The sequence below is a fragment of the Halorubrum hochsteinianum genome (assembly GCF_023702125.1).
Taxonomy (GTDB): Archaea; Halobacteriota; Halobacteria; order Halobacteriales; family Haloferacaceae; genus Halorubrum; species Halorubrum hochsteinianum.
Genome location: NZ_CP098415.1, coordinates 93,869 through 117,518 on the forward strand (window position 1 = coordinate 93,869; position 23,650 = coordinate 117,518).

Sequence of the window (23,650 nt, forward strand, 5' to 3'; positions counted from 1 at the left end):
AACACCATGTATAGAGTTACACGTAATATTTCCAAATCTCTCTGTCAATTTCTCGGTTCCGTAATCGTGATGCTTATCGGCTGTGGTCAGCTCGGTTCGAACATGACTTCCAGCCGGCCGAGCGCGGACCGAGCAGCTCCCGTCTCCGGCGAACCGGTCCGCCACGGCACGGGCGTGAACTCGAACCGGGCGTTCCCGACGGGGGCGCACCCGCAACACCTCGATCCGTTCGTCCTCTTCGAGCGGTTCTACATCGAGCCGGACCAGGGGTTCCCGATGCACCCGCACCGCGGGTTCGAGATCGTCTCGTACATGATCGAGGGCGGCATGGACCACGGGGACAGCCTCGGGGTGACGAACACCGCCCGCGAGAACGAGGCGATGCACATCACGACCGGCGGCGGGATCCGACACTCCGAGTTCCCCGCCGACGGGGCGGGTTGTAACGGTCTCCAACTCTGGATCAACCTGCCGCGCGAGGACAAGGGGATGGAGCCGGACTACTCGGACGCCGCGGCCGACGAGCTACCGACCGAGACGCTCGACGACGCGACCGTCACCACGGTCGTCGGCGAGGACTCACCGCTCTCGACGCACACGCCGGTGGAGTACCTCGACATCGAGGTGACGGGCTCGTGGGCGTGGTCCGTCCCCGACGGGTGGGCCGGCTTCCTCTACGCCGTGGACGGCGCGGGGACGGTCGACGGCTCGGCGATCGCCGAGGGCGACGTGCTTCCGGTGACGGAGGCGGCGACGGTCGACGTCCGCGGCGAGGACTCGCTGCGCGCGGTCGCGGTCTCGGGACGCCCACACGGCGAACCGATCGACCAGCGCGGCCCGTTCGTCCTCTGAGACCCGGCGGGTGCGGTGAGAACGGGCAGTGTTCAGATAAGCTGATTCCATGCGAAGGCGAACGATCTGAGCCACTCGTTTGCTGTTTCTGCTTTGGCGTTGCTAAAACAGTTTGAGAAACTGGTAGTTCTGCGTTTTATCTCACGAAAAACACGTTCGACGCTGTTTCGATTTCCATGTCGTTCGTATCTGAAATCGAGGCCGTGTTTGTCACAAGCTCGGTGGAGTGGAACCGCACCATCAACGAGAAAGATCGCGTCATCTACGTCGTGTTTGTCGCGGAGTTTCGTGAAGAACTGATCTGCGATCACGCTCGTTCTTGTTGGCTCAAGCTTTGTATGTAGCAAATCGTTTGACTGAGGATCGACAGCAGCGTACAGCCAGTATTGTTCATCATCGAGCTGAATCACAGTCTCGTCAACCGCAACGTGATTCGGGCTCCGACCAGCTTCCGGCTGTAGATCGGCTTTGTGTACCCAGTTATGAACGGTGGATCGAACTCGATCAACACCAAATACCTCAAGAAATGAAACAGTATTCGAAAGCGACAGTCCAGACAAATGGAGCTGAATACTGAGCTTCATCAACAGTTTCGGTGTTGCCTCTCGCTCCACAAACTCTAAGTTGATCTCGTCTAAACAGCCGCTGAGGCGGTCGTTTTCGGGCATAGATCACTTTGAAAACGCACCGCCTCACCTTTCAAACCTTATCTGAACACCGCCAACGCCACGGTAGTGTTCAGATAAGCTGATTCCATGCGAAGGCAAAGGATCTGAGCCACTCGTTTGCTGTTTCTGCTTCGGCGTTGCTGAAACAGTTTGAGAAACTGGTAGTTCTGCGTTTTACCTCACGAAAGACACGTTCGACGCTGTTCCGATTTCCATGTCGTTCGTATCTGAAATCGAGGCCGTGTTTACGACAGGCTCGCTGAAGTGGAGCCGCACCATCAACGAGAAAGATCGCGTCATCTACGTCGTGTTTTTCGCGGAGTTCCGCGAAAAACCGATCTGCGATCGCGTTATTTCTCGTCGGTTCAAGCCGTGTGTGTAGCAGATCATTTGATTCGGGATCGACAGCAGCGTACAGCCAATATTGCTCAGTATCGAGTTGAATCACGGTCTCATCAACCGCGACGTGATTCGGGTTCCGATCCGATTCCGGCTGTAGGTCGGCTTTGTGAACCCAGTTATGAACGGTCGATCGAACTCGATCAACACCGAATACCTCAAGAAACGAAACAGTATTCGAAAGCGATAGTCCAGACAAATGGAGCTGAATACTGAGCTTCATCAACAGCTTCGGTGTTGCTTCTCGCTCCACAAACTCTAAGTTGATCTCGTCTAAACAGCCGCTGAGGCGGTCGTTTTCTGGCATAGAACACTTTGAAAACGCACCGCCTCACTTTCAAACCTTATCTGAACACCGTCAACGCCACCGGCGATAGCTTTATTGTCTAACGTAAAGTCACCTTTACTGTAAAGCGAGCTTTACACTCGGTCCGCGCTCGCTTTACCTCCACCATGAGCGAACACACCGCCCCCGCGACGACTCGGCTCTCCACGCGGAAACGGTACAAACGCATCGCCTACGGACTGCTCGGCGCCGGCATCCTCGCGCTGTGGATCGCCATCGCCCTGGACCGGTTCGTCCTCGGCGTCGCCCTCTACTGGGCTGGCGGCCTCGGTATGGGGCTCGTTCAACGGTTCAGTCCCGTCGACCTGTACGACGAGCGCGACAGCACCATCGAACGCGAGGCCGGCCACTACACGATGAAGTTGTTCGCGTACGTGTTCATTCTCGGTGCCCCCGGCGGACTGGTGTTAGCGGAAAGCGACGTCCTCACGCTACCGGGCGAGTTCTACGGCGCGATGTGGACGCTGTTCGCGGTCTTCGTCGCGTACGGCGCGTTCGTGATCTACTACAAATACCGGCTGTGAACCGCACATGAGAAACGACCTCCGCGATCGACGCGCCGAGACGGGCGAGAGTCAGGCCGACCTCGCCGCCGCCGTCGGCGTCACCCGACAGACGATCAACGCGATCGAACGCGAGCGCTACGACCCGTCGCTGGAGCTCGCCTTCGATCTGGCTGACCACTTCGATTGCCGGATCGAGGACCTGTTCGAACCGGCGGACAACTGACGGTCGGCCGCCGCTTCCGGACTCACTTCGGCGTCGCCACGACGCCGAGATGGTCCTCGTGGTACCGGTCGAGCCGCCGCGTCTCCAGTATCTCGTACGCCTCCCGGAGCCGGTCGAGCGCGCCCTCGAACACCGTCTCCGGGTCCGCCGTCACGTCCTCGCTGCGCGCCTTGATCGCCAAGAGTAGTCGGCCGTCGTCCGCCAGGAACCGCGCGTTGCGCACGGCCACCTCGGCCTGTCCGCGCGTGGCGACGTCCTGAACGACCGCGTCGACGTCGCTCTCGACGACGTGCGCGTACGTCTCCGGCTTCCGCGCGTCCTTCAGCAGCGGAAAGAGGCGGTCGCGCGGCTCGGCGGCGTCGAGGAGGTCCCGCGCCGGGCGGGGCGCGAACTCGACCGCGTACGTCGGGCCCGCGAAGTCGGCGACGTGGCTCGCCGTGGTCCCGCTCGCGGCACCGAGGTAGAGGACGGTCTCGCCGCCTGTCAGACCCGTCTCCAGCCCGAGTTCGAGCATCCCGCCGAGCTTCGACCGCTCCGGGTCCCACGCGCGCCAGCTCTCGGCGGTCGGCTCGCCGTACACGGGCTCGCCGCGGGTCGCCAGCCGCCGCTCGCCGTCGATATCGCGTCGCTCGACGCCGGCGGGCAGGCCCTCACTCATCGTCGGTCACCCCCTCAGTCTCCGCGTCCTCCCGATCGCCGGGGTCGTTCCCGTCCTCGTCCGCTCGCGCCCGGATCGTCGCCATCCGCTCGCGGAGGTCGTCGTGGAGGCGCTCCCGGCGCTCGCCGGCGTAGTGGTCCGCGCGCGCGCCGAGCGAGAGCTTCCCGGCGAGCGCGCGCGCCGCGGAGCCGCGGTCCTCGGGCCGGGTCCCCCGGACGAACTCGTGGGTGTAGATGATCCCGTGCTTCGGCGAGGGGGCGCGCCCCGAGAGGTGCGCGAACAGCGCGTCCTCCGCGCCGAGCACCTGTACCGTCCCGGAGGGCTTCTTCGCGAGCGGCTCCAGCCCGCCGGCGAGCGCGATAAGACGCGCGGCCAGTTCCGGCCCGGCCATCTCGGTGAGGTTCGGCGCGACCGCCGGCGCGATCCGACCGATGGTCTCCGCGAGCGCCGCCCGCTCGTCGTCAAGCTCCGCAGCGCGCTCCGCGAGGGAGACGGCCCGCCGTTCGACCTCGTTCTCCGGCTCGCGCGCGGCGATCGCTCGCGCCCCCTCGACTCCGGGGTCGACCTCGTCGAAGAGGCTCCCGCCCCACTCGACGGCGCGCTCGGCGAGCTCGTTGGCGACGCGCTCGCAGTCGTCCATGGCACGGACCGCGTGGATCAGCTGCGCGTCGTCGGCGCGCTCGCGCTTGCGGACCGCCTCCCGCGTCGCGCGCGTCGTCGCGGCCTTGAGCCGGTCGTAGTACTCGTCGGCGTCGTCGGCGAACCCGGCCTCGACGGCGCGTTCGGGCCAGTCGGCGGGTGCCGCGGCGCTCCCGTCGCGGACCCGCGCCGCGACCGCGGCGTCGCCGCTCGCCGTGTCACCGTCGCCGTCCGCCGCCTCCGGCGGACGCGTCTCGAACCAGCCGCCCCCGCGGTCGGACGCCCCGCTCGCGTCCGGGTCGTCGGTGTCGCTCATTGCCGGCGGCTACTCGGCCCGCCGGTATAGACGTTCCCGATGCGGCCGGGAGCCAGCCGCACCGCGGACCGCTCACGCGGCCGCGTCGGCCTCGGGCGTCTCGTCGGCGTCGACCTCGTCTCCGTCGCCGTCCGCGAACACGCCGCCAGCGCCGGACTTCAGTTCGGCGAGCGTCGCGCCGGCCAGCCCGCCGAGCGCGCCGCCCGTGCTCGCCGCGTTCCGGCTCCACAGCCCGCCGACCGCGGCACCGACGGCAGCGCCGACGGCCGCGTACTTCGCCCTGTCGACCGCGTTTCGGATTCGTGATCCCATACGCCCCTCTCTTGTCTACTCATAAAAGTGTGGCTACGAAAACCACGGATTGGTGGGCGGGTGATCTCCGAGCCGCCTCACTGGAGCCGCTTCGTCGTCTCCACGAGCGGGTGTCTGGCGTAGTCGACGACCTCGATGTCGTCGACGACCCGGAGCCCCTCCTTCTCGGCGGTCTTCGCCATCCCGAGGTCGACGGTGCTCCGCGGGACGATCACGTACGCGTCCATCGTCTCGATGCCGGCTTCGCGGGCCGCCATCGCCCGGTGGTGACCGTCGGCCAGGTAGAGCGTGCCGCCGTTGTCGATGACGACGAGCGGCTCGGCGAGGCCGTTCTCCAGCTCGTACTGCCGCCCCTCCAGCTCGTCGGCGTACACGCGGGCCTGCGTGGGCGTCAGGGCCGCGATCTCGACCTCGCGCCGCTCCTCGTCGAGCTCGACGCCGTGGATCTGCGAGAGGGTCCGCATCAGCTTCCCGACTTTCCCGGGCGTCGCGCGCTCGATCTGCGAGCGGACGACGTCCGTGTTCGAGATGATCCCGACGAGGTTGTCGGCGTCGTCGACGACCGGGAGCCGCTGGATGCCGGACCGAAGGATCACCCGCGCGGCGTCGGTCACCTTCATGTCGGGGTGCGCGACGATCAGGTTCTCCGTCATCACCGTGAACACGGGGGCGTCGTCGTCCGCGAGCAGCAGGTCCCCGGCCGCGACAAACCCCTCCACGGTGCGGCCCTGCGTGACGGGGAACCCGTTGTGCCCGTCGCTGTCGGCCATGCGGCGCGCGACGGCCGCCACCGTCTCGTCCGGGCTGACCGTCTCTACCTCCCGGGTCATGTACTCGCCGACGGTCGGTTTCCCGCTCATCGTCCGCGGTAGACGCTCCCGGAATAAAAAGAGGGCGGGGAGTTGCCGCCGAACGGGCGGTCGAGTCGGGACGCGGGAAGAGACCGAAACCGGAGGATACGGGGCGGGAGCGGCGGCTCGCGGTGCGGCGGCGCGACGAAACCGCGAAAGGGAGGAGAGAGTCGTTTACTGCGGGCTCGGGCTGGACGGGCTGGAGACGTTGCTCTCCTTCAGCGTCGACCCCGTGATCGACTTCAGCCGCGAGACGAGCGAGTCCTTCTCGGTCTCGCCTTCGAGGGCGATGTCGAGGACCTCGCTGATGTGCGAGACGGGGATGATCTCGATCATCTCCTCGTACTCGTCTTCGATCATCACGTCCTGCTCGTTGGCCGCGGGGATGATGACCCGGTCGCAGCCGGCCTTCGCGGCCGCCTCGATCTTGTGAGTCACCCCGCCGACGGGGAGCACGTCGCCGCGGACCGAAAGCGAGCCGGTCATCGCGAGGCTCTGGTCGACGCCGACGTTCTCCAAGGCGGAGATGACGGCGGTCGCGACCGTGATGGACGCGCTGTCGCCGTCGACGCCCTGCTGGCCCGTCTGGATGAACTGGATGTGGATGTCCTTCTCCGAGATGTTCTCGTCGGAGAACTTCTTGATGATCGCCGAGACGTTCTGGACCGACTCCTCGGCCATCTCCTTGAGCTGGCCGGTGGCGATCACCTGCCCGCCGCCCTGAGTCGGCGTCACCTCGGCCATCACCGGGAGCATGATCCCGGAGTCCTCGCCCATCACGGCGAGGCCGTTGACGCGCCCGACGACGTAGCCGTCGGACACTTCCAGCTCGTAGTCCTTCCGGCGCTCGATGTAGTCGTCCGCGAGCTGCTGCTCGATCGAGCGCGAGCGGCCCTTCGCCTGAAGCACGTGGTCGCGGGTGGTGATATCGGCGTCCTCGCCCCGGGCGATGTCGCCCGCGACGCGGACCATCCCGCCGAGGTTCCGCATCTTCAGCGTGAGGTGGCCCTTCCGGCCGGACCGGCGCTTGGCCTCGAGGATGATCTCCTCGACCGCCTCGGCCGAGAACTCCGGCAGTCGGCCGTCCTTCGCGACCTCCTGAGCGATGAACCGGACGTACTTCCGGCGCATCTCCGGGGTGTCCTCGATGGTGTCCTCCATGTACACCTCGTAGCCGTACCCCTTGATCCGGGAGCGCAGCGCCGGGTGCATGTTCTCCATCGCGTCGAGGTTCCCGGCCGCGATCATGACGAAGTCAGTCGGGACGGGCTCGGTCTGGACCATCGCGCCCGAGGAGCGCTCGGACTGGCCCGTGATCGAGAACTCGCCCTCCTGGATCGCCGTCATGAGGTGCTGCTGGCTGCGGATGTCGAGCGTGTTGATCTCGTCGATGAACAGCACGCCCTTGTTCGCCTTGTGGATGGCCCCGGCCTCGACGCGGTCGTGGCTGGGCGTCTCCATCCCCCCGGACTGGAACGGGTCGTGCCGGACGTCGCCGAGCAGCGCGCCGGCGTGCGCGCCGGTCGCGTCGCGGAACGGCGCGGTCTTCGTGTCGCCGTTGTTCACCAGCAGGTTCGGGATCATCGCGTCCGACCCGCGGTTCAGGTAGCGGAAGACGAGGTACACCACGCCGGCCGCGATGATGCCCACGAGGATCGTGCCGGCGATGATGAGCGCGTAGCCCAACACGACGGCGATGATGATCCACATGAGGAGCGACCGCATCTGGTTGCGCTTGCGCGCCTCCTCGCGGTGCGCCTCAACGATCTGGTCGCCCTTGCCGGCCGGCACGGTCCGCACCTTCGGCTTGTTGCCGTCCTCGGGGTTGTGATACACCAGGACGTCCTGAAGCTCCTCTTTGGGGAGCAGCTCGGACATCGCCTTCGCGAGCATCGACTTGCCGGTCCCCGGCGAGCCGATCATCATCACGTGGCGGCGCTGCTTCGCCGCCTTGATGATCACGTCGCGGGCGTGTTCCTGCCCGATGACCTGGTCGACGAGCCGGTCGGGGATCTCGAGTTCGGCGGTGGTGTCGATCTTGAGCCCGCCGAGCAGGTCGTCCTCGTCGGGGTCCTCCTCGATCTCGGCCCCTTCCACCTCGACGGTGCTACCGAGCTCGTCGATCCCGCCGTCGTCGGCCGGACCGGCGCTCTCGCCGTTGGCGTCGGCGGTCCCCCCGACGACGTCGGCCTCGTCAAACCCGTCGCCCTCGTCGACGACGACGTCGTCGTCCCAGGGCTCGTCCGCGTCGTCGGGGTCCGCGGCCGACTCCCCGCCGGAGTCCGCGGCCGGGTCCCGGTCGACGTCGGGGTCGCTCGCCGGACCCTCGTCGGGCTCGGGGTCGCCGTGCGCGGCGTCCTCGCCGTTCCCCGCCGGACTCGAGTCGTCGACGCCGCCGTGAGGCGGTTCGTCGGGGTCGTCGGCCGTCGGGTCGTTCGTGTCCTTCTCGTTGCTCATAGAATCGGGTGTCGCTATCGAAACGGAAGGGTCGGCTACTGATATACTTTCTCCCCCCAACCCCGCGGGTACGGGGGCAGTAAAACCCCTCGTGAAGCCGTTTACCCCCCGATCTCTCCGTTCGAGCGTTCCCACGGGGTTTATAAATGACGCCGCCGCTACGTACGTCTATGCGGGGGTTCTACATCGGTCGGTATCAGCCGTTCCACAACGGTCACCAGCACATGGTGGAAGAGATCGCGGCGGAGGTCGACGAGCTCGTCTTGGGAATCGGCTCCGCCGGGGACTCCCACACCACGCGGAACCCCTTCACCGCCGGCGAGCGCGTCATGATGGTGACGAAGGCCGTCGAGGAGTTCGACATCACCACCTACGTCGTCCCCATCGAGGACCTCGACCGGAACTCCGTGTGGGTGAGCCACGTCCGGAGCATGACCCCCCGGTTCGACGTGGCGTACTCGAACAACCCGCTCGTGGTCCGGCTGTTCGAGGAGGCGGGCGTCGAGGTGCGCCAGTCGCCGATGTTCCGTCGCGACGTGTTAGAGGGGACCGAGCTCCGCGAGCGGATGATCCGCGGCCGCGACTGGGCGGACCTCGTCCCGGACGCCGTCGTCGACGTGATCCGCGAGGTCGACGGGGTCCGGCGCATCCGCCGGATCGCCGAGACCGACGCGAACGGCGAGGAGCCGTCGGACGCGTAGATCGGGCGTACGAGGTTGTTTCCGGCTATAAAGTTGCGACCGACACGAATGCCTCCGAAGCCCAGCCGCTCGGCTGTACGTAATCGCTTATAAATTACTGACCGACACGAATGCCTCCGAAGCCCCAGCCGCTCGGCTGTACGTAATCGCTTATAAATTACTGACCGACACGAATGCCTCCGAAGCCCCAGCTGCGAGGCGGGCAGACGCTCGCTGCGCTCCTCGGTCGCTCGTTTCACTCGCTCCCTCCGGTGCTTACGTCGCCTCTGCCCGCCTCGCGGCTGCCCCTTCGAGTCCCGCCCCGCACAGCCCCGCACCTCACGCCTCCCCAGCCTCGCGGCTCCCTTCGGTCGCCGCGTCCCTCGCACGCGCTCTTCGCGGTCGCCGGGGGCGACCGCTCGCAGGCGCGCGCCACCGCGTCGTCGGGTGAACCGAGCCGCCGCCCGTTTCCTTTAACAGCCCCCCGCACGCGGTTTCCGACATGATCACGCTCACCTCGGACTTCGGCTCGCCGTATCCCGCCGCGATGAAGGGAGTGATCCGCCGGCACACGGACGCCGAGCTGATCGACGTGGCCCACGACTTACCCCGCGGGGACCCCCGCGCGGCGGCCTTCTGGCTCCGGTTCGTCCTCCCGGAGTTCCCGCCGGCGGTCCACTGCGCGGTCGTCGACCCCGGCGTCGGCACCGACCGCGCCGCCCTGGTCGTCCGCGCCGGTGCGCACGTCGTCGTCGCGCCCGACAACGGCCTCGCGATGCCGCCGGCCCGGGCGCTGGCGGCCGAGGAGTCGGACGTCGAGGCGTGGACCGTCGCGGTCGACGAACCCGCGAGCGAGACGTTCCACGGCCGCGACGTGTTCGCCCCGACCGCGGCCCGGGTCCGGACGGCGCTCGACGACGCGGACGAGTCGACGGGTGACGGGAGGGTGACGCCGAGCGCGGTCGCCGACGCGCTCGCCGCGATGGACGACCTCTCGCCCGCGAGCGACCCCGTCGACGTCCGCTTCCCGGAGCCGTCGGTCGAGCGCGACGGGGACGACGGGGCGGGCGACTCCACCGGCGATGTCGTCGCCGTCGACGGCGAGGTGCTCGCGATCGACCGGTTCGGGAACGTGATCACCAACGTCCCGGGCGAGCTGATCCGCGGCCGCGACTGGATCCGCGTCGACGGCGACCTCACCCCGGTCGCGGAGACGTTCGGAGCCGTCGACCCCGGCGAGCGCCTCGTCACCGTCGGGAGCCACGGCTACGTGGAGTGCGACGTCAACGACGGGCGCGGCGACGGCGCGTTCGACCTCCGGCCCGGCGACTCGGTGCGGCTCGTGCCCGACAGCGTCAGCCTCTGATCGCGGCGACGTCCGCGCTCGACCCGGACCGCCGACCGCCGCCCTCAGAGTTCGACGCCGGAGGGGATCAGGCTCTCGCTGCGGAGGAGATTCCCCTCGTGGTCGTACACGAGGAACGTGTCCTTGTCGTAGGCGACGAGCCGCTCGCCGTCCACGTCGATCTCGACGCGGTACTGGGCGTCGCCGTCCTCCGTGGCATCCCGAGCGGCGTGGATGAAGGGGAGCACGTCAGTCGCCGTCTCGTTGAGTTCGAGGACGAAGTCCCCGGTGTAGCGGTTGGTGACGCCCACCACGCCCTCGGGGTCGTCCGCCTCGTCCAGCGGCTCTCGGAGTCGGAAGGCGACGTCGATCTCGTCGGCCGTGAGCAGGTCGTCGTCGCCGTCGCTCTCGCCCCCGGAGAGCCGACCGCGGAGCAGGTCCGCCGGCCCGTGGAAGTCGATCCGCACCAGCGGGGGCGACCGGGAGTCGACGCCGTCGCCGACGCCGTCGACGGTCAGATCGAAGTAGTCACGCCGCATTTCGTATGGTTCGCTTTGCGGCCCGGCCGTATCAACGTAACGGGCGGATCGGCGACGGAGGCGTCACCGGCGACGGGAGTCGCGACGACGGCGCGTCCCGATGTCGGTCGTGATAATCGTCGGGGGTAGTTTAACTTCCCCCCGCCGCAACGTCCCCACGTTCATGGCGAGCGACGTCGGCGGGAGCGACCTCGGCGACCGGATCGAGGCCCTCCAGCGGCGGCTCTCCCGGACGTGGGAGCTGCTTCAGGGGTCCGCGCTCGACGTCCGCCCGTTTCGTCCGGGGGAGGACGGGCCGCTCGCCTCCTTCACCGTCCCGGACGACGAGCGCGAGGTCGACCGCTACTGGGTGAACGCGCCGTACGCGTACGTCGTGATCACCTACGACGACGTCGAGAGCGAACACCGCTACTACGCCGTCGAGCCGGAGCTGGACGGGTTCGAGCGCGAGCTCCTCGACCGCGTCGTCGACGACATCCGCGACCCGCTCCTGTACCGCGAGGGGACCGGCAAGACCGACGAAGAGACGCTTACATCGGAGCTGGAGACGCTGTTAGAGGGGTACGGCGTCGAGGCCGGGATGGACACGTTCCACGCCCTGCTGTACTACCTCTACCGCGACTTCCGCGGCTACGGGAAGGTCGACCCCCTGCTGAACGACCGCCACATCGAGGACGTCTCCTGTGACGGCTACGACCTCCCGATCTTCGTCTACCACGACCAGTACACCGACATCGAGACGAACGTCTCCTTCGACCAGGAGTCGCTCGACAGCTACGTGATCCGGCTCGCACAGCAGTCCGGCCGCCACGTCTCCGTCGGCGACCCCATCGTCGAGACGACGCTGCCGGACGGCTCGCGCGCGGAACTCGCGCTCGGCGAGGAGGTGACGCCGCGCGGCTCGGCGTTCACGATCCGCCAGTACGCCGAGGACCCGCTCACCCCCGTCGACCTCGTGGAGTACGGCACCTTCTCCGTCGAGCAGATGGCGTACTTCTGGCTCTGTATCGAGCACAACAAGAGCCTCATCTTCGCGGGCGGGACCGCCTCCGGGAAGACCACCTCGATGAACGCGGTGTCGATGTTCGTCCCGCCGCGCGCGAAGGTGCTCACCATCGAGGACACCCGCGAGCTCTCCTTATACCACGACAACTGGCTCTCGGCGGTCACCCGCGAGCGCCGGTACGAGGGAACCGACATCGACATGTACGACCTGCTGCGCTCCGCGCTGCGCCACCGCCCCGAGTACATCATCGTCGGCGAGGTCCGCGGCGAGGAGGCGATCACGCTGTTCCAGGCGATGAACACGGGCCACACGACGTTCTCGACGATGCACGCCGACTCGATCGAGACGGTGATCAACCGGCTGGAGAACGAGCCGATCAACGTCCCTCGCGCGATGGTCCAGTCGCTCGACATGCTCTCGGTCCAGACGCTCACGCGCTCCGACGACGAGCGCGTGCGCCGCGCGAAGACGATCGGTGAGATCGGGGGGATCGATCAGCGAACCGGCGAGCTCGACTACTCGTCGGCGTTCGAGTGGGTGCCCGACTCCGACACGTTCCGGCGCAACGACTCGTCGCTGTTGGAGGAGATCGCCGACGAGCGCGGCTGGTCCCGGTCGGAGCTGCTCCGGGAGGTCCGCCGCCGCGAGCGGTTCATCGAACTGCTCTCCGCGCTCGGCATCAACGACTACCGCACGTTCACCGCCCTCGTCAACGAGTACTACGCAGACCCCGAGCGCGTGATGGACAAGCTCGACGAGCGCGCCGCCGCGGCCGACGACGTCGACGCGGACTCTCTCACCGACGAAGAGGGCGTCGCCACCGCGGGAGACCCGGCGGTCGACGCCGCGGACCGATGATCGAGTATCTCCCCCTCGCCGCGGCGGTCGCGGCCTGCCTCGCGCTCGCGCTCCCGCTCGTCGACGACCGGGTCGACCTGTTCGTCACCCGCGTCGCGCTGTCGGCGTTCGGCGACTACGTCGGCGAGAACGAGACGCGGCGGCGGGCCCAGCGCGACCAGATGCGCGCGGCCCACGTCGCCGGGACGACCCACCGGGTGTACGCCTCGCGCACGCTGCTGTACGCCGCCGTCCTCGGCGTCGCCGGCAGCGTCATCGGCGTGTACGGGGCCGCGGGGCTGCTCGCCGCGCTCGACGTCGGCGAGGCCGCGATCCGCGAGGCGCTCCCGGCCGAGTTCGGGTTCGTCGCGGTCGTCACCCGGCTCGCCGACCTCGGGCTCGGCAGGCTGTTCGTCCTGCTCGCGGTCGTCTCCGCGACCGTCGGCGCGGGGCTGGCGCTCGGGGCGTACCTCGCCCGGTGGCAGCTGCTCGACCAGCGCGCACACGCGAGGGCGGCCGAGATAGACGCCACCCTCCCCCGAACCGTCGCGTTCATGTACGCGCTCTCGCGGTCGGGGATGGCGTTCCCGCGGGTGATGGACACGCTCGCGGAGAACGAGGCGGTGTACGGCGAGGCCGCCACGGAGCTGTCGGTCGCGGTCCGGGACATGAACGCCTTCGGGACCGACGCGCTCACCGCGCTCCAGCGGGTCTCCCGGCGAACGCCCAGCGACGACCTCGCCGACTTCTCGGAGAACCTCGCGTCCGTCCTCGGGACCGGGCAGTCGGTGTCGGCGTTCCTCAACGACCAGTACGAGCGCTACCAGGCGGAGGCGGAGGCGAAACAGGAGCAGTACCTCGAACTGCTCTCGACGTTCGCCGAGGCGTACGTCACCGCGCTGGTCGCCGGCCCGCTCTTTTTCATCACCATCCTCGTCGTCATCGGACTCGTCTTGCAGGACACGATGCCGCTCCTGCGCGTCGTCGTCTACCTCGGCGTTCCGCTCGCCACCTTCGGGTTCGTCGTCTACGTCGACAGCGTGACGCAGGGCGTCGGCGGCACCGAGACGGTCGCGGAGTCGTCGCTCTCGGACCCGGACACGCCGTCGGTCTCGGGGGTGCGCCACGCGACGGACGAGCCGGGAGACCGCGGCGGCTCCCCGCGGTTCGACGGGGGCGCAGCGAGCGGACGCGGGCCGGACGGGGTGACGGCGGACGGACGCGGGCCGGACGGGGGGACGGCGGACGGACGCGGGGGAGGGGGTCCCGGCCGCGACGCCCCCGGCGCGGACCGGTGGGCGGCGAGCCGCGAGCGGCTCCGGGCGTACGACCGTCTCCGCTGGGTCAGACAGTTGATCGCGTCGCCCGCGGAGACGGTGCTGGCCTCGCCGCGGACCGTGTTGCTCGCCGCGGTCCCGATCGCGGTCGTCGGACTGCTCGTCTTCGCGTTCCCGATCACGCTCGGGACGCCGGTGGAGATGGTCGGGCAGGTCGACGGGCCGATCGTCGTCGCGACGGCGTTCGTCCTCGCGGCGTACGCGGTCGCCTACGAGTTCGGTAAGCGTCGGGTCCGGCGCATCGAGTCCGCCGTCCCCGACTTCCTCGACCGCCTCGCCAGCGTCAACGAGGCGGGGACCGCGGTGATCGGCAGCGTCCGGCGCGTCGCCGACTCGAACCTGGAGGCGCTGACGGCGGACCTCCGGCGGACGCGCCGCGACGTGGACTGGGGGGCGGACGTCTCGACCGCGCTCCGCCGACTCGAACGCCGGGTCCGATCCCCGATGATGTCCCGGGCGGTCGCGCTCGTCACCAACGCCATCCGGGCGAGCGGCGACGTCGGCCCGGTCCTGCGGATCGCGGCCGACGAGTCGCGCGCGACGTGGTCGCTCCGGCGCGAGCGGCGACAGGTGATGCTGACGTACCTAATCGTGATCTACATCTCCTTCCTCGTCTTCCTCGGGATCATCGCGGCGCTGTCGGTGTCGTTCATCCCCGCCATCGAGTCCGCCGGCGTCCCGGGCGCGGGCGGCGGCCTCCCGGACGCCGGGAGCGGCGTCCCCTCGGGCCCTTCGGGGATCACGGACGGGATCGGCGACATCGACGTCGCGGCCTACGAGCAGCTGTTCTTCCACGCCGCCGCGATACAGGCGACCTGCTCCGGGCTCGTCGCCGGCCAGCTGGGCGAGGGGTCGGTGCGCGACGGCGTGAAACACGTCGTGGTGCTGCTCGCGCTCACGCTCGTCGCGTTCGTCGCGATCGGCGCGGTGTGACGCGGTCCGGTCGGCATTTACCCGTCGCGGCCGGAGACCCCGGTATGGACCCGCAGTCGACCGGCGATCCGCAGTCGACCTACGACCGCATCGCGAGCCACTTCTCGAAGACCCGCGAGTACGCGTGGCCCGAGGTCGAGTCGTTCCTCGCGGACCGGTCGGCGGCGCGGGCGCTCGACGTGGGCTGCGGAAACGGCCGGCACACGGAGGCGCTCGCGGCGCGCGCCGAGACCGCGGTCGGGGTCGACCTCAGCCGCGGCCTGCTGGACGAGGCGGTTTCCCGCGCCCGCGACCGGGGGTACGCGGACGCGGCCGCCTTCATCCACGCCGACGCCGCGTCGCTGCCGGTGCGCGACGGCGCGGTCGACCTCGCGGTGTACGTCGCCACGCTCCACCACCTCTCGCCCCGGGCCGAACGCGTCGAGAGCCTGAACGAGCTGGCCCGGGTCCTCGCGCCGGGCGGGGTCGCGCTCGTCAGCGCGTGGAGCACGGCCCACGACCGGTTCGACCGCGACGAGGGGTTCGACACGACCGTCGACTGGACCCTGCCGGGCGGCGAGACCGTCCCCCGGTACTATCACATCTACTCCCCCGCCGAGTTCGAGTCGGACCTCGGGGCGAGCGGCCTCGAAGTCCGCCACACGCGCGTTTCCAGCGGGAACTGTTACGCGGCGGTGTCGGCACCGGGCCGCTGATTATCACGGCGGATACTGACGGGGGTGGATTAAAGAGTCCCTGTCGACCGCCTGATGGTAATGGCCGACACCCTTCTCGAACGGATCTTGCGCCGGGTCACGCCCGACGCGGTGGCGCGGAGCTATCTCACGAAGTTCCTCGTCGCCCTCGTCGTCGTCGTGCTCGCGATCGGTGCCGTCGGAGCCGTCACGTACGCGGAGACGACGGCGGAACTGGAGTCGAGCGCGCAGGACGACTACACCGCCGTCGCGGAGCTGAGCGCGACCGACCTCGACGCCTGGGCGACCGAGCGCCGCACGACGCTCCGGACGGTCGCCGACAACGACATCTTCTCACAGGACGCCGACCGGGTCGAGGGGTACCTCTCCTCGCACCTCTCGCGCGCCGACGAGTCGGTCGTCGCCCTCAACTACGTCGATCCGACCGCCGGCACCGTCCTCGCCACAACCGACGAGGCCGACGGCGGCGAGACGGTGGTCTCGAAGGCGTGGTTCGGCGACGACCTCGTGTTCGCGGACGAGGTGTTCCGGAGCCAGCCGTACAGCGTCGACGGCGAGCGGCGGATCGCGTACGTCACGTCGACGCCGCTCGGCGAGTATCTCGTGATGGAGGTGTCGCTCGCGCCCGTCACGGCCGACCTCCGGCAGCCGACTGAGGGCGCGTTCACCACCATCGTCGAGCAGAACGGCGAGATCACGGCGAGCGACAACGACTACGCCGCCGGCTTCCGCTACGACAACGACATCCGGTCGACGCTGTTCGGCGAGGAGGACACCGTCGGGTTCCTCCCGTCCGCGACGTTCGGCTTCGCGGACGGCGGCGAGTACCTCGTCGCGTACGCGCCCTTGGAGACCGAGGACTGGCTGGTCGCGGTCCACGTCCCGCTCTCCGAGGCGTACGCGCTCTCCGGGATGATCGGCCGGAACCTCCTCCTCATCGTCGGCGTCGCGGTCGTCGGCCTCGGGCTGCTCGGCGGGACGCTCGGCCGCGGCACCGTCCTCGAACTGAACCAGCTCCGCGGGCGGGCGGCGGCGCTGGCCGATGGCGACCTCGACGTCGACTTCAAGACGGAGCGGCGCGACGAGTTCGGCGACCTCTCATCGGCGTTCGCGACGATGCGCGACTCGCTGAGCGAGCAGATCCAGTCGGCCGAGACGCAGCGCGAGCGCGCCGAGGCGGCGAAGGCCGAGAGCGACGCGTTCGCCGAGCGCCTGGAGTCGCGCGCGAGCGACTTCGGCGAGACGATGGCGGCCTGCGCCGACGGCGACCTCACCGCCCGGCTCCGCGCCGACCCCGACGACCCCGAGGCGCTCCGCTCGATCGCCACGGAGTTCAACGACGCGATGGACGAACTGGAGGCCGCGATCGCCGAGGTCGACGAGTTCGCGGTCGAGGTGGCCGAGCGGAGCGACGCGGTCACGGACGGCACCGACGAGGCCGCGGCCGCCGGCCGGGAGACCAGCGACGCGGTCGACGAGATCTCCGCGGGCGCGGAGCGGCAGAGCCGCCAGCTGGCGGAGGTCGCCGGGGAGATGGAGGACATGTCCGCGACCGTCGAGGAGGTCGCCGCCTCGGCCGATCAGGTCGCGACCACCTCCCGGCAGGCCGACGCGCTCACCGAGGAGGGCCGCGAGGCGGCCGCCGACGCCGTCGAGGAGCTCCACGGGATCGAGGCGCGCTCCGAGTCCGCGGCCGAGACGATAGAGCGGCTCGAAGCCGAGATGGCGGAGGTCGACGAGATCGTCGAGACGATCTCGGAGATCGCGGACCAGACGAACCTGCTCGCGCTGAACGCCTCGATCGAGGCCGCCCGCGCGGGCGAGAGCGGGTCCGGCTTCGCCGTGGTCGCCGAGGAGGTGAAGTCGCTCGCGGAGGAGACGCAGGAGTCCGCCGCCGAGGTGGAGTCGCTCATCGACAGCCTCCGCGAGCGCACCGACGAGAGCGTCGACGAGATGGCCGCGATCCGCGAGGGCGTCGAGGACGGCGTCGACGTCGTCGAGGACGCCGAGGACGCCCTCGAAGAGGTCTCCGAGCGGGTGAGCGAGGCCGACGACGGCGTTCAGGAGATCTCCGGCGCGATGGACGCGCAGGCGTCGTCGGTCAGCGAGGTCACCGGCGCGGTCGACGACCTCGCGGGCGTGAGCCAGCAGACGACCGCCGAGGCGACCACCGTCGCCTCCGCGGCCGAGGAGCAGGCCGCCACGCTCGGCGAGGTCTCCGAGCAGGCGCACGACCTCCACGAGCGCGCCCGCGACCTGCGGGAGACGACCGAGGGCTTCGAGGTCGACGCCGACGGGGCCGCGGTCGGAGACGACGCCGCGCCCGCCGACGAGGAGGACGCGCCCGTCGACGCAGGTGGTTCGACCGAGCCGACGGACGAGCCTGAGTCCGGGTTCGCCTTCGGCGCGGGCGAGGAGTCGTCTGACGGCGCGCCCGCCAGCACGGACGGCGGCACCGCGGACGGAGGGGCCGAACCGAGCGAGTCGGACGCCGACGGCTCCGAGCGCGCGGAGCGGTCGCTCGACGAGTAACGGGTCGAACGGAAAAGCGGTCGTCGTCGTCCGCGACGGGGCTGCCGGTCGCTTCGCGGTCGGCGGTTCAGCCTTCTTCAGTCGGCCATCGACTCGTGGCTGACGCCCCCGTCGTCCGGGAGCGGTGCCACGAGTCGGTAGGCCGCGTACAGGCCGAGCACCGCGATGCCGGCCAGCACGAAGGCGGTCCGGATCTCCGGCGAGATAAGCGGCATCGCCGTCACCTCACCCGCCTCGTTCGTGATCGGAGCCGGACTGAACGGCTGTCCGGCGAGCGTCTCGACCAGTCCGAGGACCACGATGCCGAACAGCATCAGTCCCGCGCTCAACGCCCGCGCCGCCGTGTCGATGGTGTCTGTCATTGGAAGTCACCTCTCAGCCGAGCAGGTACCGCAGCTTGGGGTGTTGCTTGACGAGCGCCGTCTGTTCGATGAGCGCGTCGAGGCCGTAGTAGCGACCGGCCGCGAGCACGATCACGGTCAGGAACAGCAGCAGTCCCATGAGGTCGCTGTTGACGACGCCGTGACCGAACTCGGCGTTGCCGATCCAGAACAGGGACATGAAGATGACCCCGCCGAACGCGGCGAACCGCGTGAACGCCCCGGCGATCAGCGCCAGCCCGATGAGCGTCTCGAACAGGGGCACGCCCGGCTCGATGAGCCACGCGAGGTTGTTCCCCATCCAGACCGGGATCCCGCCGAGGGCGGTCCCGCTCATCTGTTGCATGTACGCGGGGCCGTAGCTGTACGCGAACCCGTCGGTGAGGATCTTGGTGAACCCCGAGTGGAAGAACCACCAGCCGGTGACGACGCGCAGGAACGCGATCCAGTACGTCGCCCACGGTCCGTCCAGCGCGAACTCCGTCTCGCCGACCAGCGGATTGCTAGTTTGGTATGACATCGGTGTCACCTCACGGGTGTACGTTGGGTGGGTAGACACATATGTACCGAACAGGTTTCTAAGCGCCTGAAAAGCGTTCTAGCGCGCTGGGAGCGGTCCGCAGTATCGTGGGTCTTTAAGTGAGTTACCCGTGGATCGGCGGGCCGGTCCCGGCGACCCGCGGGGCGTTCGACACGAACACGGAACGCTTATGAAACACGTTCCGCCTACGTATGGATGCGTCATCGACCGACGCGAGCGCCGGTGGTCTAGTGGTAGGACCTGAGCCTTCCAAGCTCATGGCCCGGGTTCAAATCCCGGCCGGCGCATAAGACGGCTCCGCCGTCTTGCGATTTTACTGGGGTTCGGACTGAAAAAATGTATCCGAACACCAAGCGTTATGTAGTCAGACAGTTGAGACAACGCCGCAGTCATGCGGTTTTTAAGAAGTGTCAGGCTCACATAGAAGAGGTCAAATAGGATGACCCGAATCCCGACCGTCACTCAACCAATCCAAGACCGGCTCAGTCCCCGCAAACTCGCCGATTACAAGGATTATAAACAGAAGCTCATTCGCTGGCTATCCAAACGAGGCAAGAACCCCGAACGCCGGAAAGGATACGCTGACGGGACAATCCGCAACGTAACCTACCACGTTGACCGCTTCTATCGCTGGAAGTGGGACCGCGAAGAGGCCTACACTATCGGTATCCTACCCGAAGAGGCCGATGAGTATCTCGACAGCCTCCTCCTTTCTGAGAAGGACTACAGCGATACCTACGTCCATACCGCGCAGAAATCTCTCAAACGGGTATTCAAATTCTGGAACTACGAGCGCGGCAAGAACCTCGACTACGATTCAGAATTCTCTTTCTCGGTCAGCCAGAACGAACCCCGCGACTACCTCACCCGGGAAGAACGTCAGGCCATCCGGGAAGCCTCATTAGAGTACGGAAGCGTTCCCGCCGCCACGAGTGTATCTGGGGAGGAGTACGACCGGTGGACTGCCTATCTTGCTCAACGGTTCGAGAAGCCAAAAGAGGCCATAACCGACGCCGACTTTGTCCGAGCGAACGGGTGGAAGATACCGAGTCTTGTCGGCACCTCTCTCGATACTGGTCTTCGTCCGATGGGTTGATACCGATAACGGCGTCCTCCGAATTCCAAAAGAGGAATCATCGAAGAACGAGGGCAACTGGATAGTCGCTCTAACCGAACGGACGAGTACCGCACTATCTCGGTGGTTAGAGGAGCGCGAGAATTATACTCGCTATGAGGGAACTGACGCACTCTGGCTTACCAAATACGGAAATCCCTACGGTTCGTCTTCTCTGCGGCGTCTTCTCCACACCCTTTGTGACAACACCGGAATCGATTACGAGTATCGGCAGATGAGCTGGTACAGTATTCGGCACTCGGTCGGGACGTACATGACGCGAGAAGAAGACTTGGCTGCCGCACAGGCTCAACTGCGTCACCGCTCCCCGCGCACGACCATGAAGTATGACCAAGCACCGATAGAAGACCGTAAAGACGCTCTTGACGGGATGGGCTAAACCCAGAAGACCCCTTCTGAATTATAATTTATCCGACATATTTATGCTATTCCGGTTCTAAATGGTATCATGGGCCTAAAACCCTCGAAACGGCAGGCTGTCCTTGTTCAGGAACGCGTTCAGGAGGCAATCCACGACGACCGGCTACCCGACAGCGAACGGGCCCTATTGGAGAGTTTCAATACAGACCTCGAACGGTACCTCCGATAGCCCACATAGGAGCCGAAGTCAGCAGGAAGGCGGCGACAATACCCAGAAAATAATGGAAGACAGAGTTCATTTCGCTACAGGAAAGGCGGTACAGGATGAGGACACAGGAGCTGTTCAGATTCATGGGCGTGGGTACGATACTGATGAAATCACGCTATGGCCGTCCGACGCCGACCGCCTCGGAAAGTGGTTACAAAACCGCTCGGAGGTTGACCCTTCGTTCTATGTGTACTACCGGAAGAAGTACAGAGACCATATCGTCAAAGATGGGGATACAATCTGTAGTATTGATGTTAATGTCCCCGGTCCTGACTCTGAGAAACTAAAGCCGTTAGAGGAGGTGACAGACCAAGAGTGGCAGTTACATCGGGCTCACGCAGACTTCTGTACGTATTGTTCTGGCATGGCTCGGCGAATGGATATTTGGCCTGATATACCACCAGAAGAGCCAGAATCATTTCGTTGTCCCGAATGTGATGACCCTGTAGATAGAGTCAGTATCCAGATGGGAACGACTATCGCTGAGCATGAGGACGGCCGACAGCACGAGATAGACCATTCTGATTTTCAGGAATGGCGTCAAGGAGAGAGTCACTTTTAATTATTGCTAGTTATTGTATACGCTACCTGAATTATCCAGAACAAGCGACCGGCACGGGAATACAGGAGACAGCTTTCCTGAACTGACAGACAGCGAGCTTAATTTGTAGCAAGTTCCTATTGAGTATTCTATAATGGTGTGGAGACTTCGCTTCTATGATAATGGAGGTGTAGAGATTGGGTACGCTGAAAAGCCCGACAAATCCACCTACAACGTTGTTATTACTCATCCCGACTCTGGGTGGGACGATTTCAGAGAAAAGTTAGAATTGTATGAGCGCCACGTCCCCGACAAAGACGAGGGCAATCTACAGTCCCCAGAGTGGATTGCCGAATCGGGACCGATGATTGACGAGTGGCCGCCGGAAGCCCACTTACAGAAAGTCCAAGACGAATTTTCCTATCCGGACGTTGCGGATAGCGTACTGAATGACGAATAGTATCGACATACAATCATAGACGGAGTCCAATATTGGAGTAAGCAACTTCGGAGGTCTCGGGTTCGGTAAGACGAGTTCTGCGGGAAGGGCGGCACTCTGGCAAAACCCGGCTTATCCTGTTTCGATGTAGACCTCTGTTTCACAGCGGAGTGGTTTTTGACGCCGCCTTCCTGCTGAACTCGGAATCAAACTCGGCTACTCTGGATATTTGACTGTTCCAGATTCCGTCAGCCCCCTCTTGTGTCTCCCTTAGCCCGGTAGTTCCTACTTATAGTAATAGACGACCTCTAATATAGGGTGTCGGGGGTTTATAAGAGACTTCTCGGATGAAATGATAGTATTACCAAGAGTGATTAGACAAAAACATAGCGTATAGACTATTTGTGCGACATAACTGATTATCTCGAACGCACTACGGTAATATGTAAAAGTGTCGTTGTTCTGTCACTCTCGGGCGCGCTCCAGTATAGAGAATGACAGGACCGATATGCTTAATATTCCTATTTACCTATGACATAACGGGGCACATCTCTGGTTGGGAAAGCCCCGTTTAAGTTGGGTTTGGTTGACCCCGGAGTCGGGTTAAATCGTGGTAGGCAAACGACTATCCTGACTCCTTACTCATTAGTTGAATATGATGAGAGAATAACTGGTGACTCTATATCACCGATATTTGCCATTAAAGTAATCAAAATTTAGATATTTTATCGAGTCGGGTAAGGTCGTATTTTGAAACGCGATTCCAAGTCGTGTTCTAACTCCCCACGTACATTATATCTTGCCGTAAACTTGGTAGATTATCGACAATCGTCGTATAGCAAAACATTTGAATAACTTAGATAAATTTAGTTCGAATAATTGGGCCTGCTCATTTCGGCTCTGACAGGCCCGTAGACAGCTTTTATTCTCTTGAACGTGGGAAACCATTCAGGCAGATTAAAAATCGCTCTGCGGGCGTCCTGTTGCGTCTGATAGGGCTCTGTACCCATAGCGGTGACCCAAACATCGGTGACAGCTCATGTTTGAGTCGTTCTGGGGAGAAGTAAACAGCAATAAAGGGGGATTTAGGGGGATTAGTACTGTAGGGTCTGTATAGGATAATAGAGTCCATATAGAATATACGGATTACCCTTCTTGGAGAATCCCTATCCAGCAGGAAGGCAACCGTCTAAACCGGATAGGTCATATCAGTGTCCTCCCAACCCTATATATCCAATTTTGGACCCATATGGACGATACGGGAGGTCTCTCCGGATAATCCGCTATCTGGGAAGGTCCGCTTAGGGTATGTGAGACCTCATAGCGGACGATGAGGTCGGTTATTATACTGGACACACAGCAAATGAGGGCAGCCCGCGAGAAGTTGTTCTGGCGTATTGCCCGGACGAGGCTCACAAACCGTATGTTACTATTTATTTACATGAAATGTGTCAGTTTTCAATAATAGACAATTGACGTAATAAATCGGCAAAGCAAAATAGTCAATTATCCTATTGAATCATTTCTTTACACGCTGGCCGCCTTCCCGCTGCACTCGACGGCGTCTGAGGAGACCAAGACCGAAACGATAGCCGATAGGCTGAAGATTGATGATGGGGGACTGAAGACATGCCCGAACGGAGACCCATACTGTGACGGCCCGGTAAGTGATAGCCTGCCGTGTTTCGACTGCTTCGAAAGAGAAGGAACCTGACTTTACCGGAGACAGAAACTGTTGAGGGCTTCTTCAGGGAGTCCGTTTGGTTGGACAAAGCCGGCTCGCATTTGCGATTATCCTTCTCATCGGGTTGTTTATCCTAACCGGCTTTCTGATGGCGTTCAGGTATGATATGTT

20 protein-coding genes, 1 tRNA gene and 1 pseudogene are annotated in these 23,650 nt (G+C 65.1%); 12 read left to right on the forward strand and 10 right to left on the reverse strand.

The window, feature by feature from the left end; all coding sequences use genetic code 11:
- The first annotated feature begins 102 nt into the window (after positions 1 to 102).
- Positions 103 to 852: a pirin family protein gene (locus NAF06_RS00520; RefSeq protein ID WP_008586085.1), complete on the forward strand. Its 750-nt coding sequence runs from the start codon at positions 103 to 105 to the stop codon at positions 850 to 852.
- Between the two features lie 32 nt (positions 853 to 884).
- Here NAF06_RS00520 and NAF06_RS00525 read toward each other — a convergent pair whose 3' ends face one another.
- Both NAF06_RS00525 and NAF06_RS00530 read right to left on the reverse strand, forming a co-directional pair.
- Complete coding sequence (locus tag NAF06_RS00525; RefSeq protein ID WP_251106172.1) at positions 885 to 1,520, reverse strand: IS6 family transposase; 636 nt, start codon at positions 1,518 to 1,520, stop codon at positions 885 to 887.
- Positions 1,521 to 1,590: 70 nt separating this feature from the next.
- Entirely contained in the window at positions 1,591 to 2,226 is a 636-nt protein-coding gene (locus NAF06_RS00530; protein WP_251106145.1) for an IS6 family transposase, read from the reverse strand.
- A gap of 146 nt (positions 2,227 to 2,372) precedes the next feature.
- Here NAF06_RS00530 and NAF06_RS00535 point away from each other — a divergent pair, with 146 nt between their 5' ends.
- Both NAF06_RS00535 and NAF06_RS00540 read left to right on the forward strand, forming a co-directional pair.
- Positions 2,373 to 2,789, forward strand: coding sequence for a DUF2178 domain-containing protein (locus NAF06_RS00535; RefSeq protein WP_008586065.1), 417 nt, complete (start codon positions 2,373 to 2,375; stop codon positions 2,787 to 2,789).
- A gap of 7 nt (positions 2,790 to 2,796) precedes the next feature.
- Positions 2,797 to 2,994, forward strand: coding sequence for a helix-turn-helix transcriptional regulator (locus NAF06_RS00540; RefSeq protein ID WP_008586064.1), 198 nt, complete (start codon positions 2,797 to 2,799; stop codon positions 2,992 to 2,994).
- Between the two features lie 22 nt (positions 2,995 to 3,016).
- Here NAF06_RS00540 and NAF06_RS00545 read toward each other — a convergent pair whose 3' ends face one another.
- The 5 genes from NAF06_RS00545 to lonB form a co-directional block, all read right to left on the reverse strand.
- Positions 3,017 to 3,652 carry a fibrillarin-like rRNA/tRNA 2'-O-methyltransferase gene (locus NAF06_RS00545; RefSeq protein WP_008586063.1) on the reverse strand — a complete coding sequence of 212 codons (636 nt, stop codon included), beginning with the start codon at positions 3,650 to 3,652 and terminating at the stop codon, positions 3,017 to 3,019.
- Positions 3,645 to 4,607 carry an NOP5/NOP56 family protein gene (locus NAF06_RS00550; protein ID WP_008586062.1) on the reverse strand — a complete coding sequence of 321 codons (963 nt, stop codon included), beginning with the start codon at positions 4,605 to 4,607 and terminating at the stop codon, positions 3,645 to 3,647. Before NAF06_RS00550 ends, NAF06_RS00545 begins: the two co-directional genes overlap by 8 nt.
- Before the next feature lie 72 nt (positions 4,608 to 4,679).
- Positions 4,680 to 4,919 carry a glycine zipper domain-containing protein gene (locus NAF06_RS00555; protein WP_008586061.1) on the reverse strand — a complete coding sequence of 80 codons (240 nt, stop codon included), beginning with the start codon at positions 4,917 to 4,919 and terminating at the stop codon, positions 4,680 to 4,682.
- A gap of 77 nt (positions 4,920 to 4,996) precedes the next feature.
- Complete coding sequence (locus tag NAF06_RS00560; protein ID WP_008586060.1) at positions 4,997 to 5,779, reverse strand: CBS domain-containing protein; 783 nt, start codon at positions 5,777 to 5,779, stop codon at positions 4,997 to 4,999.
- Between the two features lie 165 nt (positions 5,780 to 5,944).
- Positions 5,945 to 8,227 carry an ATP-dependent protease LonB gene (gene lonB, locus NAF06_RS00565; RefSeq protein ID WP_008586059.1) on the reverse strand — a complete coding sequence of 761 codons (2,283 nt, stop codon included), beginning with the start codon at positions 8,225 to 8,227 and terminating at the stop codon, positions 5,945 to 5,947.
- Between the two features lie 170 nt (positions 8,228 to 8,397).
- On the opposite strand from lonB, the gene NAF06_RS00570 reads away from it, so the two are divergent.
- Together NAF06_RS00570 and NAF06_RS00575 are read left to right on the forward strand one after the other, a co-directional pair.
- Complete coding sequence (locus NAF06_RS00570; protein ID WP_006628755.1) at positions 8,398 to 8,928, forward strand: nicotinamide-nucleotide adenylyltransferase; 531 nt, start codon at positions 8,398 to 8,400, stop codon at positions 8,926 to 8,928.
- Between the two features lie 481 nt (positions 8,929 to 9,409).
- Positions 9,410 to 10,273, forward strand: coding sequence for an SAM hydrolase/SAM-dependent halogenase family protein (locus NAF06_RS00575; protein ID WP_008586058.1), 864 nt, complete (start codon positions 9,410 to 9,412; stop codon positions 10,271 to 10,273).
- A gap of 44 nt (positions 10,274 to 10,317) precedes the next feature.
- Here the strand turns inward: NAF06_RS00575 and NAF06_RS00580 are convergent, their stop codons facing one another.
- Complete coding sequence (locus tag NAF06_RS00580; RefSeq protein WP_008586056.1) at positions 10,318 to 10,791, reverse strand: DUF5793 family protein; 474 nt, start codon at positions 10,789 to 10,791, stop codon at positions 10,318 to 10,320.
- A 163-nt stretch (positions 10,792 to 10,954) separates the two neighbouring features.
- Between NAF06_RS00580 and NAF06_RS00585 the strand changes: the two genes are divergently transcribed.
- The 4 genes from NAF06_RS00585 to NAF06_RS00600 are packed head-to-tail and all read left to right on the forward strand — an operon-like array spanning position 10,955 to position 18,131.
- Entirely contained in the window at positions 10,955 to 12,655 is a 1,701-nt protein-coding gene (locus tag NAF06_RS00585) for a type II/IV secretion system ATPase subunit (RefSeq protein WP_008586055.1), read from the forward strand.
- A complete protein-coding gene (locus tag NAF06_RS00590) occupies positions 12,652 to 14,904 on the forward strand; it encodes a type II secretion system F family protein (protein WP_008586054.1) in 2,253 nt (750 codons plus the stop codon). Before NAF06_RS00585 ends, NAF06_RS00590 begins: the two co-directional genes overlap by 4 nt.
- Before the next feature lie 44 nt (positions 14,905 to 14,948).
- Entirely contained in the window at positions 14,949 to 15,599 is a 651-nt protein-coding gene (locus NAF06_RS00595) for a class I SAM-dependent methyltransferase (RefSeq protein WP_008586053.1), read from the forward strand.
- A 60-nt stretch (positions 15,600 to 15,659) separates the two neighbouring features.
- Complete coding sequence (locus tag NAF06_RS00600; RefSeq protein WP_008586052.1) at positions 15,660 to 18,131, forward strand: methyl-accepting chemotaxis protein; 2,472 nt, start codon at positions 15,660 to 15,662, stop codon at positions 18,129 to 18,131.
- Positions 18,132 to 18,208: 77 nt separating this feature from the next.
- Here NAF06_RS00600 and NAF06_RS00605 read toward each other — a convergent pair whose 3' ends face one another.
- Positions 18,209 to 18,493 carry a hypothetical protein gene (locus NAF06_RS00605; protein WP_006628748.1) on the reverse strand — a complete coding sequence of 95 codons (285 nt, stop codon included), beginning with the start codon at positions 18,491 to 18,493 and terminating at the stop codon, positions 18,209 to 18,211.
- A 13-nt stretch (positions 18,494 to 18,506) separates the two neighbouring features.
- On the reverse strand, positions 18,507 to 19,031 hold the full coding sequence (locus tag NAF06_RS00610; protein WP_008586051.1) for a DoxX family protein: 525 nt from the start codon (positions 19,029 to 19,031) through the stop codon (positions 18,507 to 18,509).
- A gap of 237 nt (positions 19,032 to 19,268) precedes the next feature.
- Here NAF06_RS00610 and NAF06_RS00615 point away from each other — a divergent pair.
- The 3 genes and pseudogenes from NAF06_RS00615 (at position 19,269) to NAF06_RS00630 (ending at position 21,816) form a co-directional block, all read left to right on the forward strand.
- A tRNA-Gly gene (locus NAF06_RS00615) sits at positions 19,269 to 19,339 on the forward strand.
- Between the two features lie 152 nt (positions 19,340 to 19,491).
- Positions 19,492 to 20,566, forward strand: a pseudogene (locus NAF06_RS15540) (tyrosine-type recombinase/integrase).
- A 944-nt stretch (positions 20,567 to 21,510) separates the two neighbouring features.
- Positions 21,511 to 21,816, forward strand: coding sequence for a hypothetical protein (locus NAF06_RS00630; protein WP_152418756.1), 306 nt, complete (start codon positions 21,511 to 21,513; stop codon positions 21,814 to 21,816).
- Positions 21,817 to 23,650: the final 1,834 nt, after the last annotated feature.